General features: G+C 40.5%; 15 protein-coding genes. 7 read left to right on the top strand and 8 right to left on the bottom strand.

Features of this window, described 5'->3' with window-relative positions:
• Window positions 1-112: 112 nt before the first annotated feature.
• The 5 genes from ACYVM0_RS04980 to ACYVM0_RS05000 all read right to left on the bottom strand — a co-directional run bounded on the left by ACYVM0_RS04980 (window position 113) and on the right by ACYVM0_RS05000 (window position 4,735).
• A complete protein-coding gene (locus tag ACYVM0_RS04980) occupies window positions 113-742 on the bottom strand; it encodes a phosphoribosylanthranilate isomerase (RefSeq protein WP_460553385.1) in 630 nt (209 codons plus the stop codon).
• Complete coding sequence (trpC, locus tag ACYVM0_RS04985; protein ID WP_460553388.1) at window positions 739-1,536, bottom strand: indole-3-glycerol phosphate synthase TrpC; 798 nt, start codon at window positions 1,534-1,536, stop codon at window positions 739-741. The genes ACYVM0_RS04980 and trpC overlap by 4 nt, the downstream gene beginning before the upstream one ends.
• 85 nt (window positions 1,537-1,621) lie before the next feature.
• Window positions 1,622-2,614 carry an anthranilate phosphoribosyltransferase gene (trpD, locus tag ACYVM0_RS04990; protein ID WP_460553391.1) on the bottom strand — a complete coding sequence of 331 codons (993 nt, stop codon included), beginning with the start codon at window positions 2,612-2,614 and terminating at the stop codon, window positions 1,622-1,624.
• A gap of 30 nt (window positions 2,615-2,644) precedes the next feature.
• The gene (locus ACYVM0_RS04995; RefSeq protein WP_460553394.1) at window positions 2,645-3,235 is read right to left on the bottom strand and encodes an anthranilate synthase component II; all 591 of its coding nucleotides are present in this window, start codon (window positions 3,233-3,235) and stop codon (window positions 2,645-2,647) included.
• Between the two features lie 81 nt (window positions 3,236-3,316).
• A complete protein-coding gene (locus ACYVM0_RS05000; RefSeq protein ID WP_460553397.1) occupies window positions 3,317-4,735 on the bottom strand; it encodes an anthranilate synthase component I family protein in 1,419 nt (472 codons plus the stop codon).
• 342 nt (window positions 4,736-5,077) lie between these two features.
• Between ACYVM0_RS05000 and ACYVM0_RS05005 the strand changes: the two genes are divergently transcribed.
• The gene (locus ACYVM0_RS05005) at window positions 5,078-5,707 is read left to right on the top strand and encodes an NAD(P)-dependent oxidoreductase (RefSeq protein WP_460553400.1); all 630 of its coding nucleotides are present in this window, start codon (window positions 5,078-5,080) and stop codon (window positions 5,705-5,707) included.
• A 65-nt stretch (window positions 5,708-5,772) separates the two neighbouring features.
• On the opposite strand, the gene ACYVM0_RS05010 is transcribed toward ACYVM0_RS05005, so the two are convergent.
• Window positions 5,773-6,222, bottom strand: a complete 450-nt coding sequence (locus tag ACYVM0_RS05010; RefSeq protein ID WP_460553403.1) for a lipocalin-like domain-containing protein — start codon at window positions 6,220-6,222, stop codon at window positions 5,773-5,775.
• Between the two features lie 201 nt (window positions 6,223-6,423).
• Here ACYVM0_RS05010 and ACYVM0_RS05015 point away from each other — a divergent pair, with 201 nt between their 5' ends.
• The 5 genes from ACYVM0_RS05015 to ACYVM0_RS05035 all read left to right on the top strand — a co-directional run bounded on the left by ACYVM0_RS05015 (window position 6,424) and on the right by ACYVM0_RS05035 (window position 11,508).
• On the top strand, window positions 6,424-6,819 hold the full coding sequence (locus tag ACYVM0_RS05015; RefSeq protein ID WP_460553407.1) for a BACON domain-containing protein: 396 nt from the start codon (window positions 6,424-6,426) through the stop codon (window positions 6,817-6,819).
• Window positions 6,820-6,829: 10 nt separating this feature from the next.
• Window positions 6,830-7,675, top strand: a complete 846-nt coding sequence (locus tag ACYVM0_RS05020) for a hypothetical protein (RefSeq protein ID WP_460553410.1) — start codon at window positions 6,830-6,832, stop codon at window positions 7,673-7,675.
• A gap of 68 nt (window positions 7,676-7,743) precedes the next feature.
• Window positions 7,744-8,277, top strand: a complete 534-nt coding sequence (locus ACYVM0_RS05025) for an RNA polymerase sigma factor (protein ID WP_460556293.1) — start codon at window positions 7,744-7,746, stop codon at window positions 8,275-8,277.
• The gene (locus ACYVM0_RS05030) at window positions 8,277-8,906 is read left to right on the top strand and encodes a hypothetical protein (RefSeq protein ID WP_460553413.1); all 630 of its coding nucleotides are present in this window, start codon (window positions 8,277-8,279) and stop codon (window positions 8,904-8,906) included. The genes ACYVM0_RS05025 and ACYVM0_RS05030 overlap by 1 nt, the downstream gene beginning before the upstream one ends.
• Before the next feature lie 196 nt (window positions 8,907-9,102).
• Window positions 9,103-11,508: a S9 family peptidase gene (locus tag ACYVM0_RS05035; protein ID WP_460553416.1), complete on the top strand. Its 2,406-nt coding sequence runs from the start codon at window positions 9,103-9,105 to the stop codon at window positions 11,506-11,508.
• 96 nt (window positions 11,509-11,604) lie between these two features.
• Here the strand turns inward: ACYVM0_RS05035 and ACYVM0_RS05040 are convergent, their stop codons facing one another.
• The gene (locus tag ACYVM0_RS05040) at window positions 11,605-11,859 is read right to left on the bottom strand and encodes a hypothetical protein (RefSeq protein WP_460553419.1); all 255 of its coding nucleotides are present in this window, start codon (window positions 11,857-11,859) and stop codon (window positions 11,605-11,607) included.
• Window positions 11,860-12,047: 188 nt separating this feature from the next.
• Window positions 12,048-13,715 (bottom strand): right-handed parallel beta-helix repeat-containing protein, encoded by a 1,668-nt coding sequence (locus tag ACYVM0_RS05045; RefSeq protein ID WP_460553422.1) that lies wholly within the window; start codon window positions 13,713-13,715, stop codon window positions 12,048-12,050.
• Between the two features lie 440 nt (window positions 13,716-14,155).
• On the opposite strand from ACYVM0_RS05045, the gene ACYVM0_RS05050 reads away from it, so the two are divergent.
• Window positions 14,156-14,656 (top strand): hypothetical protein, encoded by a 501-nt coding sequence (locus tag ACYVM0_RS05050; protein WP_460553425.1) that lies wholly within the window; start codon window positions 14,156-14,158, stop codon window positions 14,654-14,656.
• Window positions 14,657-14,660: the final 4 nt, after the last annotated feature.

Genomic DNA, 14,660 nt, shown 5'->3' on the forward strand with positions numbered 1-14,660 from the left:
ATATTGTTTTTCTTTTTTTATTTCGTAAAATGTTTGCCACGGACTACACCAATTTTCACGGATTGGAAAAGGCCAAATTGTATTCATCCTTGTAAATCCGTGTAATCGGTGGCTACTTCAACTGCTGTGTAAAATTTTTAATTAAATTAATATCTTTTATTCCCGGCAATACTTCAAATTTAGTACTGATGTCAATGGCAAATAATGCTTTGGCTTCCGGCAATTGAGCAAATTCATTCAGCTTTGGTGCATCCCCCGGGTCAATCAATCCGCTTAAAAAATAAGGCTTACCTACTTGCACGCCATGCAATTTTTCAAGATTAAATTTTTTGCCGGTACCTCCATAACCCACACCTTCGGTATCAATCATAAACATATCGCAATAGTCCATGTATTCCTGCACCCGGTAACCAATATTATCTGTTTCGCTAAAACGGAAAGCTTTTACCACAGAAATATAATCCGCAATTTTTTCACAGAACTTCGGTGTCTCATCGCCATGCAATTGCACCATGTGTAAGCGGCATTCATCCACCATCTGCAATACTTCATCCACCGACGCATTTACAAAAACCCCCACTTTGTTCAGTTTATTTTCTTTCTTTATCTGGCTGGTGGTCATGTGCCGCAACACATACCTTGGCGATTTAGGATAAAAAATAAACCCGGCAAACGATACACCGGCATCGGGCAATTGCAACAACTGCTCTTCCTGTGTAATGCCGCAAACTTTTACTCTCATTTATCTTTTGCTTTTAGTTGTTGTACAAATTCAGCAAAAGCAATCGTTGGGTCGGGTTGCTTCATAAAGTTTTCACCAATTAAAAAACCTTTGAACCCTGCATTTTTGAAGGTACAAATTGTCTCAATATTGTTGATGCCGCTTTCTGCGATTTTTATTTTATCAGCAGGTATTTTTTTCCCCAATTCTATAGATCTGTTAATATCTACAGTAAAGGTTTTTAAGTCGCGGTTATTGATGCCTACAATAGTTGTGGCGTCACAAATATGCTCCAATTCTTCTTCGGTGTGTATTTCCAGTAATACCTCTAAACCAATCCCAATAGCAAAAGTAGCCAATCGTTTTACTTCAGCCGGTGTTAAACTTGCCGCAATCAGTAAAATTACATCAGCGCCAATGGCTTTGGCTTCCGCAATCTGGTATTCTTCAAAAATGAAATCTTTACGCAGTATTGGAATGGTAATGGATGCCCTGATATTGATAATGTCGTCATTATTGCCTTTAAAATAAACCGGCTCGGTTAAAATTGAAGCGGCGGCAGCACCGTGCAATTCATATCCGGATACTACATCAAATATATCAGCGTCGTTATTAATAATCCCTTTTGATGGCGATGCCCTTTTAAATTCTGCAATTATGCCTGTCCCGTTTGCATCAAGCAAATTTTGCTGCAGGGAAATACATTGCCGCTGGTATAAGGGCATCATTTCCCAGGCCTGCATCGGCACAATGCTTTTCAATTGTTGTACTGCTGCTTTTCGTTGTTCTACAACTTCTTCCAGAATATTTTTCATTTTAAGAATTGTCTTATCTTTTTTACCCGCTGCATCAGCACCCTGCATTCCTGCGAAACGAGAGTGCAGTATTGATTTTCAGGTTTTATTGCAGCGCAATTATTTTTTGTAAAGATTCATATGCCTTGCCGCTTTCCAGGCTTTCTACTGCGGCATGATAAGCATCTTCATACGTAGCATACTGCCCCGTGCTTTGCAATGCCATGGCCGAATTGGCAAATACCACGGCATTTTGTGCCCAGGTGCCCTGGCCTTTTAAGATTTTTAAAAATATTTTTGCCGCCTCTTCCACAGTATTGCCGCCATAAATATCTTCGGGGTTTACCATTCTTTTGCCTAATGTTTCGGCGGTTACAATTTTTTCGCCTTCATTGGTGATCACTTTTGTATCACCCGTTAAAGAAATCTCATCATAGCCATCCAGTGAATGTATGATGGTAAACTTGCCCCCTCCCTGTTGCAATAAATAATTGTAGATCCTTGCCATCTCTAAATTATAAACCCCTACCAACTGATATTTGGGAAATGCAGGATTTACCATCGGGCCCAGCATATTAAAAAATGTGCGGACGCCTAAATTTTTTCTTATCGGCCCAACAGCTTTTAATGCCGGGTGAAACATAGGTGCATGCAGAAAACAAATATTCGCTGTTTCAATTTCAGCTTTAAGCTTTTCGCTTTCAGCTTTAAACTTGTATCCCAACTGCTCCATCACATTACTGCTGCCACTTACAGATGTTGCACCATAATTACCATGCTTGGCTACTTTATTGCCTGTACCCGCCACAATAAAACAACTGAGTGTTGAAATATTGAAGGTATTTTTTCCATCGCCACCCGTGCCTACTATATCAATTACATCATGGCCATTCAGGTCCACCCTTACACAAAGTTCCAGCAGCGCATCACGAAAACCCTGCAACTCATCAATAGTAATACTCCGCATTAAAAACACGGTAATAAATGAAGCGATCTCACTTTCGTTATACATGTTTTTAGAAATGTTGAGTAACACTTCTTTGGCCTGCGCACGGGAAAGCGTTTTATGCTCGAATAAGTAGTTAAGAATTTTTTTCATTTTTATTTTACGAATTACACTAATTAAAAATCATTTCCCTAACCAGTTCCTCAACATTTTTTCTCCACCAGGTGTCAATACACTCTCCGGGTGAAACTGCACGCCCTGCACATCATAGGTTTTATGTTGCAATGCCATGATATAACCGTTTTCATCTGTTGCCGTTACTTCCAACGCTTCGGGAAAATTTTCGTTACTGATGATCCAGCTGTGATAACGGCCTACTGATATTTCCTCAGGCAGCCCGTTCAGCACAGGGTGAGCCACCCTTGAGGGGTGACCCACCCCAGCAACTTTCTTAATGGGTGTTGCCACACCATGATACACTTTACTTAAATTAGTAAGTGTGCCGCCAAATGCTTCGCCAATTGCCTGGTGCCCCAGGCAAACACCCAGTATAGATTTTGTTGCTGCATATTGTTGTATCAACGGCAATAACAAACCTGCTTCAGACGGAATACCGGGGCCGGGGGATAAAATAATTTTATCGTAGGCGTTCACTGCTTCCAGGCTGATGGCATCATTACGATACACATCCACTTTTTCATTAGTAATTTTTTCTACCAGGTGAACAAGGTTGTAGGTAAAGGAATCGTAATTGTCAAAAACTAAAATCTTCATGATTCATGGTTCATAGTTCATGGTCAGTTGTTGATGGTTGCTTTTACTATGAACCATGAACTATGAACCATGAACAGGTTACTAAATATTTTGCGCCAGTACAATAGCTTGTTTCAATGCGTTTAATTTATTGTTTACTTCCTGCAATTCGCTTTCGGGTTTGCTGGCGGCCACCACACCGGCACCGGCCTGGTACACCAATGTATTGTTGCGGCTTAAAAATGTCCTGATCATGATGGCATGATTGATAGTACCATTAAAACCAATGATACCAATGGCACCTCCATAATAACTTCTTGCGGTGGGTTCAAATGCATTGATGAGTTGCATCGCTTTAAACTTTGGCGCACCACTTAATGTGCCGGCAGGAAAAGTAGTGGCGATCAATTTAAACGGATTGGCCTCGGGGCCAACAGCACCCGTTACTTCACTTACCAGGTGTATCACATGACTGTAGTAATTGATCTTTTTGTATTGCGTCACTTCTACTTTGTTGCACATACGGCTGAGGTCATTTCTTGCAAGGTCAACCAGCATCACATGTTCTGCATTTTCTTTTTCATCAGCTTCCAGTGCAATGGCTAATTGCTTATCTGTTTCATCATCGCCCGTTCTTTTAAATGTTCCTGCAATAGGATGCACAATAGCTTTGCCGTTTTGTACGATCAGCTGGCTTTCGGGTGATGATCCTATTAATTTATAATCGCCGTAATCAAAATAAAATAAGTACGGAGAAGGATTGATACTGCGCAATGCCCTGTACACATTAAATTCATCCCCGGTAAATTGCTGCTCAAATTTTCTGCTTAATACAATCTGGAACACGTCTCCCCTGTGGCAGCTGGCAATTCCTTTTTTTACCATTTCAATATAGGCTTCATTGGTAAGATTGGAAGTTTCTTCCCCGGCCGTTTTAAATGGAAAAGTGGGAACGTCTTTACTCTTAATTAAACTCTCCACCACAGCTGCTTCACTATCCATTCCATTGATCACATTTTCGCAGATGAATAATTCATCTTTAAAATGATTGATCACGATAATGTATTGATACAGCCGGTAACGCATCAGCGGAATACCCGGCGCAAGTAATGAGGCCTGAGAGGTAAGTTTGACAGAATCAAAAAACTGCACTGCGTCATACGTAGTGTAACCAAATAAACCCTGTGCTATATTCACCTGCTTTTGATCCGTGGGTTGAATATCGAAGCGGTTCATAAACTCCCATAAATGATCAGGCACATCGGTAGGTTTAGCTATCGCAATTTTCTCTGCTTTATGCCCGGGCAATTTATACTCAATAAATGCCGTGTTGGAAATTTCGATACCTGCAATGGCATTGATACCAATAAAGGAATAACTGTTTTCACCGGCATGAAAATCGGTACTTTCCAGTAAAATGGTATCACGGAACCTGTCACGCAAACGCAGGTAAATACCCACCGGTGTGTATACATCGGCAAGGAGTTTTTTGAATGTGGTTTTTATTGCTATTTTTTTCATAAGCCCCTGTCTCCGCCGCTGCGGAGAACTTAGATTGTTACTTAATTATAAATTTGGTTGTGTTTCTAATTTCATAAACTAAAAATAAAACATCACCTACTCTTCTATCTCCTCCATGATTCCCCTTCTGGGGGGAGGGGCATAAAAAAAGCCCGGCACTTGTGCCGGGCTTAAACTATTTTATACAGATATCAATAGCAAAAAAGGCACAATCAGTTGACTATGCTCCACCACCAGCTATTGTTATTTGTGTTGATATTTTTCATTTACAGTGCAAATATGAGGGCAAAATTTTAATTAGGCAAATTTTTTTACACCGTACCTTTAAATAAAAATACAATCATGACTATTATCGTATTTGGTGCTACCGGAATGGTGGGCAAGCAATTGGTTCAGCAGGCTTTATTTAAGGGCTACACTGTAAAAGCCTTTGGCAGAAACGTATTCAGCGAATTTGAGACGGACACTGAAAACCTGGAATTGATTAAAGGAGCTTTATTTGATGAGGGCGAAGTGCAGGATGCCATTAAAGGTTGCGATGCTGTGTTATCTGCATTGGGCGGCGGTTTTGATGGTAACGATAAAACCAGGACATTGGGTATTAAAAATATCATTGCGCAAATGAAAAAAAATGGCGTGCAAAGAATTGTGGCCATCGGCGGCATGGGTGTTTTAAATGCCGATGAACATACTCTGATACAGGATACCGAAAATTTTCCCAAAGAAATGATCCCGGTAGGTAAAGAACACCAGCAGGCTTATCAGTATTTAAAAGAAAGTGGTGTGGATTTTACATTTGTTTGCCCGCCAACAATCAAAGATCACGAAGCAACCGGTGCATTTACTACCAGCGCCGATTATTTACCCGAACCTAATAATTATACCATCAACTCCGGCGACCTGGCTTTATTTATGCTGAGTGAGTTGGAAAAGAATGAATATGTAAAAAAGAGAGTAGGTATTTCAAATTGATTTGTTTAAATAAAAAAATACGGCGCAGTTAAACACTGCGCCGTATTTTTTTTTAATGCCTGCAATTATTGTTTCACCATGGTAAAAGTGAACTTGTCGCCCGGCAGGTTAACATTTTCGGCATAATACACCAATGTTTTGCAATCGTAACTGCTGATAGTGCCGTTTACTGTACCATCGCTGTTGATGGTATTGCCGGTTACAGACCATGTGCCGTCATTGCTTCCGTTTGGAGTACACACTGTACCTGCATCATTGTAGTGATAAGTACCATCGCTTTTTAACGTAACAATATCATCCTTCTCACAGGCATCCATATAATCCAGGTAATTCACCGGTGTGGCAGTGGCACTGCGCTTATACTGTAATGCGGTTAATTTGTAAGCGCCGGAAAGATTGGTCAGGTTAATACTGCAATCCGGCTCAGGTGGTGTAACAGGATCTTTTTTACAGGCAAACAGCATGGTGCTGCATACAAGGGCAGTTAAAGCCCATTTCATTTTTACTGTGTTCATACATTTTGTTTTTAATGGTTATACTTTTTGTTTGATAGTAATACCCCCGGATTTTACCGGAGGTTGGGTAGAGGCTAAAAAATATTTTTTTTTCTTTTACCCAACCTTTGCCGGAAAGCGGGGGTATTGTTTATGAAAGACAACCGGTACAGCGATCGGCCGCTTTCAAACCACATTATTAACAATTAAAACAGTATACCCATGACAGGTAAAAAAACAATTGCAATTTTACTGGCAGTAACTACCATTGTTACTACCAGTTGCTTTAAAGATCCTGTTGCAGGCAGCAACGGCAATTATTTAAAATTCAGTAATGCCACTTTAACATTAAAGAATACACAAGGAGCAAGAGGTGCAGTGCAGGTGCAATCCAATACCGGCTGGAAGCTGAGTATAGAAGCGCCGGCCCCGGACTGGATGACGGTGAATAAAATGGCCGGCACTAATAATGATTCACTAATAGTATTTGCAACAAAGGACAATACTACCGGCGGTTATAAATTTGCCAACATTATTGCCACACCGGTAAATGACAGCCTGTTGGCTCCGGTAAGAGTAACAATAGTACAATACGATTCTTCATACAAGGGAAAATAAATAAATTGCAATGCGTAAGTATAAAAGTTTAGCCATGAAAAATTTAGCCATATTGTTGTGTATAGTAGTACTGGCATCCTGCGGTAATTCAATAAAGTTGGCGGTGCCCACTGTTTTTAAAGAGCAGGCCACCATGATGCATGTAAGCGGTGCCAGGGGAAACAAAATGTCTTTTGGAAATTATAAAAGCTCCAGGATAAAAAGGGGCATGCATTTAACCTATCCCGGCTGGGGCCGTGGTTTTTTCCTGGAGAATTTGTTGCTCAATAATATTGGCCTGCAGAAATCGGAGCATGTACAAAAAGAAAAAGCACAATTCCGCTATTCCCTGAGTGATGGAAAGAATAATGTAGATGTTTTTGGTAAGGAAAGAGAATTGACGAGAAGCCTGGAATATAAACTTTCAGGTGCTCCGGGTATCTTCAATAGTTTTGAACGGATACAGGACCACCAATACATTTTTTCTGCCATACTGCAAACCGATGCCGCACAAAATGATAAAACCTGGGAGCTGATCATGAGTAATGTGTACGACAGAAAAAAAGATACTTCCAGGAGTTTATTCACCGTAATAAGGCCCGATGATGATGGTATGGCAACCAATGGTAAGGATAGTATTTTTATAAAACCTATCAGTTTAAAAAATACAGAATCTGCCAATGGCAAACAGGGAAGATTGCTGGTAAAAATGCTATCCGGTTACGAATTGAGCACCAGGGATGGTGTGATTGCAGTAATTGATGCTATTGACCGAAACATCTGGTTTTACAATGAGCTGAGTGAAGCGGATAAATTATTGGTGGCCGGAATTTCAACAGCCATATTTGCAAGAAAAGTGAATGATACAAAATGGTAACCACCAACCCCGTCAATGGTTGTAAACCCTGTCGGCGTTAGTGCTTACAAAGCGGATTTTTAATTTTACTGGAACAGAACCTACATAATATCATCAACGAATGCCGCAATGGCAACAGAAAGGCGCAGGAACAATTGTACCGGCAGCTTTATGGCTTTGCTATGGCCATTGCCATGCGCTATGCCATTGATGAACACGAAGCAGCAGATATTATGAGTCATGCTTTTGTGAAAATGTTCCGCAGTATCAGCACTTTCGACGAAACCAGGGGCAATTTTCATGGCTGGCTTAAAAGAATTGTCATCAACGAATCATTAGACCACATCAAACAACGCAGCCGCTTTACCACACAGGAAATAGATACCACCGACGAACCTGCGATCAATAATGCCGTGATTGAAAAAACAGATGCTGCCGAAATTATGCAGCTCATCAAACAATTGCCACCAGCCACTCATGCCGTTTTTGTTTTATTTGCCATTGATGGATTTGCCCATAAAGAAATTGCAGCGCAATTAAATATCAGTGAGGGCACCAGCAAATGGCATTTGAGTGAAGCAAGAAAAATCTTACAACAAAAATTAACATCGGTAAAAACTTAGTGAACACACCCACACCATACGAAAATTTAATTGCAGCAAAGCTGGAACAGTTGCCTGTGCCTGATATGGCCGACAGCATATGGGCCCGTATTGAAACGCAGTTGGATGCCGGCCTGTCGTTGGATAATGATGATAACAAACCCTCAGGTAATCCCACTACGGTAAAACCTGGTATGGGTAAAGGATTTTATTTTTCCATTCTTTCTGCCATCATTATTGCACTAGTAATTATTTATAAAGAAAATAAAAAAATAAAAAATAAGAACAACACATTACCGGTAATACCCAAAACAGAAACAGTGGTGCCGGTAACAGACAGCAGTGGGCCACTGCAATATCCTGTTGAAAAAAACAGTAACACATTACCAGGGAGTAGTAAAGCAAAAGATTCCGTTGCCGATCCGTTGCATCCCGGCAATAAAATCATTTTCGATTCCCTTACACAGCAGGCAATTCCCCTGGCACAACCCGATTCATCATTACCGATGCTGAAAAATAAAATTGCGCCGCCCGCTTTGGATTCCGTTACCCTTCCGCCAATAAACAAACCCAGAGGTGTAAAAGGCATTACCGATGATGATTATAAAATAAGGACCGGTAAAAAAGATAGTACAAAAAAGGGCGGTTAAAAACTTCACTTGCAAATACGCCATACCATCTTATCATTTAACGCAAATAGAAAGAGGCATAGCAGCTGCGGCCAAACTTAAATGTCTTAAATGGTGAAAACACAAACTCCGGTGGATCCCGGGTTCCTGCATTTTTAATTCACAAAGCAACGGAGTTTTACTAATTTACACCTGTACGTAAACCAATTAAACTGTTATGAAAAAATTTCTTTTTGTTGCAATGCTCTTTGCAACCTGCAGGTTATTTGCACAGGATGCCATCGGATACCAAATCCCACCTAAAGAAATTTATGACCTGGTAATGGCCAAACCCACACCCGGCGTAAGTTTTGATAGTAAGGGACAATACATGCTGGTATTGGACCGCAGCAGTATGCCTTCTGTAGAAGACCTGGCGCAGCCTGAATTACGCATTGCAGGTTTACGTATTAATCCCAATAATTTTTCGCCGAGCAGAACAGCCTATTTCACCGGCATCACCATTAAAGAAGTAAATACCGGAAAAGAATTTGCCGTTACCGGTTTACCGGCCAATTTAAAAGCGGGCAATTTACAATGGAGCCCCGATGAAGATAAAGCAGCTTTCACCAATACCACCAACAACACAGTTGATATTTATGTGATCAATATTAAAACACACCAGGCCGGCAAAGTAAATAAGGCTGCTGTGAACCTGGTTTTAGGTGCAGCCTTTGAATGGATAGATAACAACAGTTTATTGTACGCAGCTGTAAACAAACCTTTATCGATGGCACCTAAAAAACCATTGGCACCCAAAGGGCCAACGGTACAGGAAAATTTAGGTAAAGTTGCTGCCAGTGTTACTTACCAGGATTTAATAAAAAACCCTTTTGACGAAAGTCAGTTTGAATTTTACGGCACCACACAATTGGTAAAAAACACCAATGGTACCGAAACAAAGATTGGCACGCCAGCTATTTACAGCAGTGTAAATATTTCTCCCGATAAAAAATATGTATTGATTGAAAGAATTGATAAACCATTTTCTTACCTGGTAACTGCAGGAGGATTCAATTCCACTATGCTGATCACCGACATGAAAGGCAGCATCGTAAAACAATTGGCCAAATTACCCAGCAGCGAACTGGCTCCCACGGGCAATGATAATGTATTGAATGCACCACGGGGCTTTAACTGGTTAGACAACTCTCCTGCCACCGTACAATGGATTGAACCACTGGACAGCGGCCTCATTAAAAAGAAAATGGATTTTCATGATGCTGCCTATACTTTGGCTGCACCGTTTACCGGCGCACCAAAAGAACTGGTGAAAACGGCACAGCGTATGTACAATGTTACTGATGTTACTACTGACCTGTTTTTTGTAACTGAAGGTTCAAGAGCCAAGCATCGCCAGAAAATGAGCAAGCTTACTGCTGACGGAAAAATGGACGTATTGATAGACCGCAGTACCGACGATGCTTACAACGATCCCGGTACTCCCCTCACCGAAAAAAATAAATATGGACGCAACACCATAAAACTGGTAAATGGCGCACAATTATTTATGAGAGGTATCGGAGCTTCATCAAAAGGTGATCTCCCTTTTTTAAATACCTTCAACATCAATACTAAAGAAACCAAACAACTCTGGCGCTGCGAAGAACCTTATTACGAAACCCTCACTGATGTATTGGACTTTGACAAACTGATCATTATTACCAATAAACAAAGCCAGACCGAACAACCGAATTATTATCTCCGTAATTTAAAAGACAACAGCAGCAAAGCCATTACAACCTTTGCCGATCCGCAACCCGGATTGCGTGGTATCACCAAACAAAAGATTACTTACAAACGTAAAGATGGTGTTGATCTTGCGGCAGACCTGTACTTACCTAAAGGCTACGATAAAGCTAAAGACGGCCCTCTGCCGGTGATGATGTGGGCTTACCCCCGTGAATTTAAAAGCGCTGCCGATGCGGCACAATTGCGTGGCAGCAAATATACCTTTACCCGTGTTGGGTATGGCTCCATTGTTTTTTGGGCAACGCAGGGTTATGCCATTATGGATAATACAGAATTCCCTATTGTAGGTGAAGGCGATAAACAACCCAATGATAATTTTGTTGACCAACTGGCCTGGAGTGCTGAAGCCGCCATTAACAAAATTGCAGAAATGGGTGTTGGCGACAGCAGCCGTGTGGCCGTAGGCGGCCACAGTTACGGTGCTTTTATGACCGCTAACCTGCTGGCACACACGAACCTGTTTAAAGCCGGCATTGCCCGCAGTGGAGCCTACAACCGCACCCTCACTCCTTTTGGTTTTCAGAATGAAGAACGCACTTACTGGCAGGCGCCGGAAGTATACAATAACATGAGTCCTTTTATGTTTGCCGATAAAATTAAAACGCCGTTGCTCATGATACATGGCGAGGCCGATAACAATCCCGGCACCTTCCCTATTCAAAGCGAACGTTTATACAATGCCATTAAAGGCCACGGCGGCACCGTACGTTTTGTGCAGCTGCCTTTTGAGGCCCACGGTTATGCGGCTAAAGAAAATATCTTACACATGCTTTGGGAACAGCATCAGTGGCTGGAGAAATATGTGAAAAATGGAGGGAAGTATGTGAAGTAATTTGTTCGGTACATCTGAATTATCATTCAGATCTAGTTACAACATTTATTAACTAATTTTTTTTGGCCGGTAAATTACCGGCCATTTTATTGCACACTACTTCTTCGTCAAACTCTTATTTACCTGCCAGGCAAAAATATAGCCCACTACACCGCCTATCAATAAACCAATCAACAATCCGGTAACACTGGAAGCGCCGGTAAAATAACTGATACCTAAACCAATCAATGCAAAAAATAATACCCCGATTATAATTGATTGATTTGTTTTTTTATGCTTTGGATGAGCTGTTGCAGGAGTATCGTGATGAGGTGTATGCTTGTGCGGATGTCGGTTTTTAGATTGAGGCATAATTTTTATTTTCAAGATACGATTTTTTAAACTGCCCTTACCCCTTAACGCACTAATCATTCGCAGGCGGGCATATGATTAAGATCATTGGTACAAAAACAAAGAGCCCCGGTATGGGGCTCTTTGCAATAACAATTATTGCTGCAATTGTTTTATCAAACGTACACTGTTATGATCTGTTTACGCCATTAAAATTCTTTATACCCCATATCCGGCCTGGTACCCAGAAAAGGCAGGCCAACATTAACACCTGCATCAATAAGCGGGCTGCCGCTGGTTAAAGCATAATTGGTACCAAAAACGGGCAACAAATTTAAATTACCGGTGTAACTGTAGTTGGTTGGTAGTAACCCGTTATACTTAGGAGTATTACCATTACCACTGTTATAAATATCATTGTTTTGAATAGACACTAAGTCCATACCAACAGTACCACCCTGCACCAGCCATCCGCTTTTTATATTGCCGATGATGTTGTTTTTGATATTGATATTTTTAGCAAAGCCGGTATTAAGGCCGCCTAAATTAATACCCCACCATGGCGCATCAGTAGCAGATGCCACCAGTGTGTTGTTAAAAACATTAAAATTATTGACGCTGTAGTTGGCATCATTATTAAAGATGCCGATCAATCCGCCGGTATTCTGCGCCATTGTAATATTGGTCACCAGGTTTTTCTGGATGGTTATATTTTGCACTGCATTACCCGAACGTGGATTAAATTCAATACCATGAGCTTTTTTGTCAATAGTATTATTTTCTATAATAGCGCCATCAGTATTATATTCTAACACAATACCGCTTTCGATCCAGCTGTTTATACTGTTTTGCTTTATCACGTTATCATGTATATACACGCTATATGCATAAGAGCCCCTGGTTTGAAAATTTAAATCGATTGAACCTCCGGTAATGGTATTGCCATAAATTTCCAATCCTGATTCATTAAACAATTCGATGGCAAAATTCCACCCGGTACTTCCGGAAGAGTTGCCCATTGGAATTTTATTAAGGGTATTGTTATAGATCTTGCAACCTTTAAGATAACCTTCGTTCCAGCCTTTAATGGGCCAGCCGTTGTATCCCTCCGGCCTGCTGGTTTGAGAAATAGTATTGTTATAGATCAGCATACCATCCTGCCCGCCGATATTTAAACACCCACGGCCATACGTACCCGTAGATAAATTATAGCCTGCAGAATTACTTACAATATTGTTATAAAAAGTATTGCCTGTTGCATAAATGGATGGTGGCGCACCATTGCCATCATTTCTGCCACCAAATAAAACGCCACGGTCTTTAAAATCCACCAACGTAATATCATGGATACTTACATTACTTCTGCCACCTACATAAATACCCCAGAAGGTGGAAAGATTTTGCCCGTCGAATTTTAAATTTGATACATGCTGATTACCGTTTGTTCCCTCGGGAGAACGCAATGATAACAGTTCAGTCCAATCTGCCGTAAGGGTGGATTTTAATATTGATGTAACGCCATCACCTTCAATACTTACACCGGGTTTTAAAGCAGATTGCTGTGTTTCCACATAAGTACCTGCATTTACGTGAATGATGGCACCGCTTGCCGATACGGTAGCAGTAGCTTTGTATAAGGTTTTCCATGGGGCGCTAATGGTGCCTGTACCGGTGGCATCATTACCTGTGGTGCTGATGTAAAAAGTATTGGCAGCGCCGGTTCCTGTACCGCCGGTTCTAATCCTGCGGTCTGTCATGGCCGAATCAGTTGCTGCTGCAGCATCAGGTTGAATTACGTCGCCTTTTTTACATGCCGTAAAGCTGGTAACTGCAAGTGCAAAGATGGCCACTCTTTTTTTTAATGTTACACTTTTCATAGGTGTGTTTGTTTTTTAATTAATAAATAATAGATTCCCTGTATCGGTTTATCCGAAAAAGAATTATTACAGTTGGATGGAGTTTATTGAAATTGTATTACCGGCTGGAAGATTATTGCGATGGAAATGTGAATTTCCCGGATTAAAAACTGGTTAAGTTTTTATAATGTTATTGGAAGCAATGTTCAACGTGACGGTTTTTCATAATCGGATTCACATTTGCATATACCACGCCATAATTAGTTAAGAAAAATACAAAACGAATTGCCGGATTTTTAGTAGTAGAAATTCTACCTGCGGCATTAACAACTACAATAGAAATAATAGTTGCAATAATAAAAACACTACAACCTTACATCTGTTATGAGTTTCAGGATATTGCGCCATCGTCTGTACAACTTTATCTATATTCATTTCACTTTAACCTTTTATATTGCATCATGAAAGCATTTATTTTTTTATTTACAGGATTTATTTTTTCCAATAGTTTATTTAGCCAGGTACCCTTAAAAGTGCTGGAAAAAATAGTAACGGCAAACCCTGCCAAAGTAAAAAAAATGCTAAAGGATTTTAATAATGAAAGTATTGAACCCGGTGGCAATATTACCTGGAAAAAAGAAACCGTTGAAGTATTTGAAACGGTCTCAAGAACAAGTTCGCCGTATGATACATTGATAAATTACCAGTTTAGCAATGCAACACATTTTAATGTATTGTTTAAAGCCATTAAAGAAAGTGCCGGTAACAAAATACTGCTTGACAAAAGCGATGGTTCCATCCGTGAAATATTTTTAGAAAATAAAATATTCAGCTACTCCTTAATGGTGATGGGGCCCAAAGAAAAACCTTACACATATATTGTAAACATCAGAAGATATAAACCTCACGAACCTTACGACAATGGCATAAGAAATGAAGTAAAAGAAAAAGACAGGAAGTAAGGTT

The organism is Ferruginibacter profundus, assembly GCF_054783275.1.